Origin of the sequence: Pedobacter sp. HMWF019, from assembly GCF_003061025.1 — a bacterium.
In the GTDB taxonomy this organism is placed as follows: Bacteria; Bacteroidota; Bacteroidia; order Sphingobacteriales; family Sphingobacteriaceae; genus Pedobacter.
The window spans coordinates 1-3,981 of record NZ_QAIL01000537.1 but is presented as its reverse complement, the minus strand read 5'-3'; the positions used below and the strand labels follow the sequence as shown (position 1 = coordinate 3,981).

The 3,981-nt window shown below is 35.4% G+C and carries 5 protein-coding genes; 2 read left to right on the top strand and 3 right to left on the bottom strand.

Translation table 11 applies throughout. The features are described 5' to 3' along the window. The coding region (locus tag DBR11_RS30405; protein WP_233260923.1) for a hypothetical protein at nucleotides 1–219 on the top strand (219 nt) is incomplete at its 5' end. Beyond that, nucleotides 219–644 carry a hypothetical protein gene (locus tag DBR11_RS26490; RefSeq protein WP_108555573.1) on the top strand — a complete coding sequence of 142 codons (426 nt, stop codon included), beginning with the start codon at nucleotides 219–221 and terminating at the stop codon, nucleotides 642–644. The genes DBR11_RS30405 and DBR11_RS26490, both read left to right, overlap by 1 nt. Before the next feature lie 23 nt (nucleotides 645–667). On the opposite strand, the gene DBR11_RS26485 is transcribed toward DBR11_RS26490, so the two are convergent. From DBR11_RS26485 to DBR11_RS26475, 3 genes are all read right to left on the bottom strand, one after another. Next, nucleotides 668–1,297 carry a hypothetical protein gene (locus DBR11_RS26485; RefSeq protein ID WP_108555572.1) on the bottom strand — a complete coding sequence of 210 codons (630 nt, stop codon included), beginning with the start codon at nucleotides 1,295–1,297 and terminating at the stop codon, nucleotides 668–670. 773 nt (nucleotides 1,298–2,070) lie between these two features. Further along, nucleotides 2,071–3,276: an AbiH family protein gene (locus DBR11_RS26480; RefSeq protein WP_108555571.1), complete on the bottom strand. Its 1,206-nt coding sequence runs from the start codon at nucleotides 3,274–3,276 to the stop codon at nucleotides 2,071–2,073. A gap of 36 nt (nucleotides 3,277–3,312) precedes the next feature. Next, nucleotides 3,313–3,981 (bottom strand): hypothetical protein (locus DBR11_RS26475; protein ID WP_233260922.1); only part of this gene is annotated, 669 nt, incomplete at its 5' end.

The following is a 3,981-nucleotide window of genomic DNA, read 5'->3' as shown; positions in this document are numbered from 1 at the left end:
GCTGATATACTAAAGGCTTTTTATCTTGACGAACAAAGTAAACTTATTTATTATGTTGTCCTCAAAAATGATATACCTAGTGTTAGAGAAGAGTTCTTCGATTTTTTGACAATCTATGATGAGTTAAAAATATATGATAAACTCCCTGTAATGATAAAATTTTTACCTGAGCGGGTGATGGATAAAGCAAATTTGAAAGGGGAAATTATTCTGAATTAATGCAAGCTCATCTCAATCAAGCTCTCCATAATGAAAATTTTGTAGCTGAATGCTGCAATAATTATCCAGATAACTATTTTGATTGGAAAGTAACTGCTACATTCTATACAGCGCTACACCTTTTAAGGGCATTTTGCGAAAAAAGGGAAGTTGATCCAGGAAATACACATTACGATATAGCAAATAGTTTCGATCCTAGGCGATGTAATAATAGACCAATAACTCAAGTACCTAATTTTTTATGGAGGAGTTACAGCCAGATTCAGAAATATTCTGAACAGGCAAGATATGATGTATTTTTGGATCACGAAGTAGAAAATGAAATTCAAAGAGAGAATTTTAAGCACTGTTTGATTTTGCTTAAAGGCTTACGAGATTATTTTAGTCAACAAGGGGTTCCTTGTGTAAGTGAAGATGCAGCTTAATCCCCCTCCCATGCATAGGAGCGTTATGTTCTTTCGTGATCGATTCCGTTTATAGAGTAACTCAAGACCTTGGTTACATAATATCGCGTGATCCTTATTTTTCCTGTATCGTCAATTTTTCGTGAATGTTTGAGCTCGACTTTGAGCTTTACTTTGTTGTTGTGTTCGATACTCCCCTGAAATACTTGTTGTTTGAAGGGGGCGTCCAGCATCTCGAAATCAATGATTTGATTATTTAAAAAGCCTTTCCATTTAAATTTACCATTTTTAAGTGCTGAGGATATCAGATCTATTTCTGCTGTTTGGCCAGTGATGTCTGGTATGTTTTCATCGATTAATATGTAATTTTCGAAATCGTCAGCATTTAGACTCAATTCTTCTGGACCGGGAACGAGATTTTTTAACTTGTTGATGGTGATTTTAATTACTTTTGGATACTGGCGCAGTTTTTTGAAAAAGTTCGATCTTCGCCAAACAATCCTATAATTCTTCATCAGATAATTGATGATCTTGGTAAGCATTTTCTCGTCAGCCAGGTCAAAATTTTCAATACCGAGTTTTAGTAGTTCCTCTCGCTTTAGCCGATTATCTAGCTTCAAATTTTCGATTTGAAGTTTGGTGAGTTTCCGGTTTTGAACAGGAACTCTAGACATAATTAAGGTCAGGGCGGAGATTAGCAATGTGATCAACTCCTTATTGGCACTTATGAATTCCCAAATTTCGATGAAGCCGCCATTTTCGGAGGTTTAGATTCAATTTTAATCTTGAGATTTAGGCTGTTACTAGCTTCTTCAAACAGATTCAATAGTTCTCGTTCACAATCGTTTCTAACTGTCGCAGATCTTCCGTGCGAATTATCTTCAAAAAATTAATGTAGTTCAAATTGGTTGTACAATTCTTTCATACGATAAAATTAACGGCGATCTGCTACTTACCAGACAAAAGTTTCCTAGCGTGCTAAAAGAGTATTTTCAGGAAAACAGCCCAAATTAAGGTTGATAACTTTTAAGTTCCTATGCAAATTTGTTTAGATGTTGAAAGACAAGAGCTTAACGCATTTGTAAGGTGCTACCAATGATTTACATTTCCAAATTTTTGTAACGTAGTACGTTCTATACTTTCAAACGTTAAGTCCATTGCGCTTAATGGATATTTCGCGACGGAGATTTTATAAACAGTTCAAGATTTTATCTATGTCAAATTTTAAAGGACAATCGAAATATGCTTTATTCTCTGAAGGATTTTTACTTACTTATTTTCAGTAATTAAAATTCTTAAAAGTGGGGACTGATTGTAATTGTTATGGTTCGGATCAGGCGTTAGGTTTTTACATCGTTTCAATCTTCTTTATCGTTTTATAGTTGTATAATATATGGGATCTCTGATTCATTAGCAATAGAATTTCTTAGTTTCATTATAATATTGATTAATAATCATTTATGGCCTGAGGCATTGGTTCAGTTTTGTCAAAGGGAACAATTTTTTTTCTCATGTCTGGTTTGTTTCGGAAATGACGTGAAATGTTTTGCGTAATTTCTGTGTAGTTATTTTCATTCTGGTTGCCATGATAATAGATCTTTATAGAGATACAATTGGAATGTTCGAAGATCATATTTAGCATTGTGCGGTCGGAAAGTCCGCAGGAGTGCCCTAGGACACAAATCTGGAATTTACCGGAATCGATAAAGCGAATCATGTTGTGATAGTTCGAGGTTTTAAAATACCAGAATGATTTAATGTATGCAAAGAAGCCTTTAGACTTCTCCAGTTCCATTTTCTCATAATCCTTATCCAGTTCATCTCCGAAACCAAAGATTATCGGGTTTTCAGGAGTACTGAGTTCCCCATGAATGAAGTTAATTCTTTTATTAAGGTTGTAGGGGGCTACAAATTTCGGATCCTTGGGGAAATAGGCGTTTATCGTTGGTGTGTAATTGAAATTGAGTATTAATGTTTCGTTTGGCAACTGCTCTTCTTTCATTTTCACGGGACTAACAATATCTCTTGCCAGAATCGGGCCATCGATAATGCTTCTATACCCCTCAATAGGCTCAGGTACTGGAATCTGCACTAAGTACTTTTCGAGCATTTGTATAATAAAAGCGAACCTGGTGTGAAGATCTTCGAGGACAGCTGATCTTTTTTCCAGTTTTTCTGAATACAGGATTTCCTTTAAAAATGTATAATACTCATTCTCTATTTCAACCCAGTTGGTGTTAGAACACTTTGAAAGTAACCTTCTGAAGAAACCAGAAAGTATGTTGACGGCATAAGGATTATGAACATTCGTATTTAATGTGTTCTTGAAATGGATTCTCTGCTGGTCTAGGCCAGAGAATCCACATTCGTAAAAATGATTAAGGTAATCCTTAAATGTTTTGATGTAACCACTGTCTATAGATATATGCTTATGTCTGTGAATATTGATTAGCGGATCATTATACTCACCCTTTTCATCTGCCTGGGTAAAACAGTATGTAACATACCATAGAATAAAATGATTGTAACTCGTCTGAAGACCATGTGCACAGTCGAAGCCATTACCAATAAGAAAGAGCCTGTTAACCGGTTCAATTCCATTTTTTTTGTCGGATGAAGTAACTCTTGTTTTCTGGGTTATACTTGGAATCATCTTGCTATTTAAAATAATATTTGCCGGAGAGTATTGTTAAACGAACTGGTCAAGGCAGAATGATTCTACTTTGGTACTATCAATTTTTTTATTTTCAGTTTCCAACATTTCTCCAAGGGCAAGTACTTTTTCCCAGGTTTCAGGTACCGAAAAGTGTTTCTTTATAGTGTGGATTGCACGCCTAGAAACTTCATAAGCATCAAGGTTATTCTCATTAAGAAAATTCTCAATAAATTCTATTCTCTTTAAATCTAGGCTGTCCTTGTGAAGTACATCTATTAATGTTGGAATGTTATTCAGTTTTTGTTCTGCAATCGGACCGGCATGAACAAGTATAAGCCTGCGGTCTAATATTTCCAGAACTTGACTTTGTTCTTTTCCATCCAGAGTTTCAAAAATTTGCGGATTGCTCAGGTAGGTTTCGATCTTGTATACCAGCTGGGTGTCCTGTCCGTAGTTGTACTCTGTACTTGCTGTTTCCAGTTTTTCATTAGCATGTAATACACATACCGTTTTCACCTTCCAATTTGCAAGATAGGCTCCAAAGGCGTGACCTGCCTCATGAACGGCCGCTGTTTTGACTAATGGATAATATTTCCTGCCGAGGGCAGTTGGCTGCATTACTTTGTGGTTGTCTGAAAAAATCCTGAACAGTTTTTTGAAAAATAAGAACATTAATTTAGTTGGTTTAATATTATACAAGAA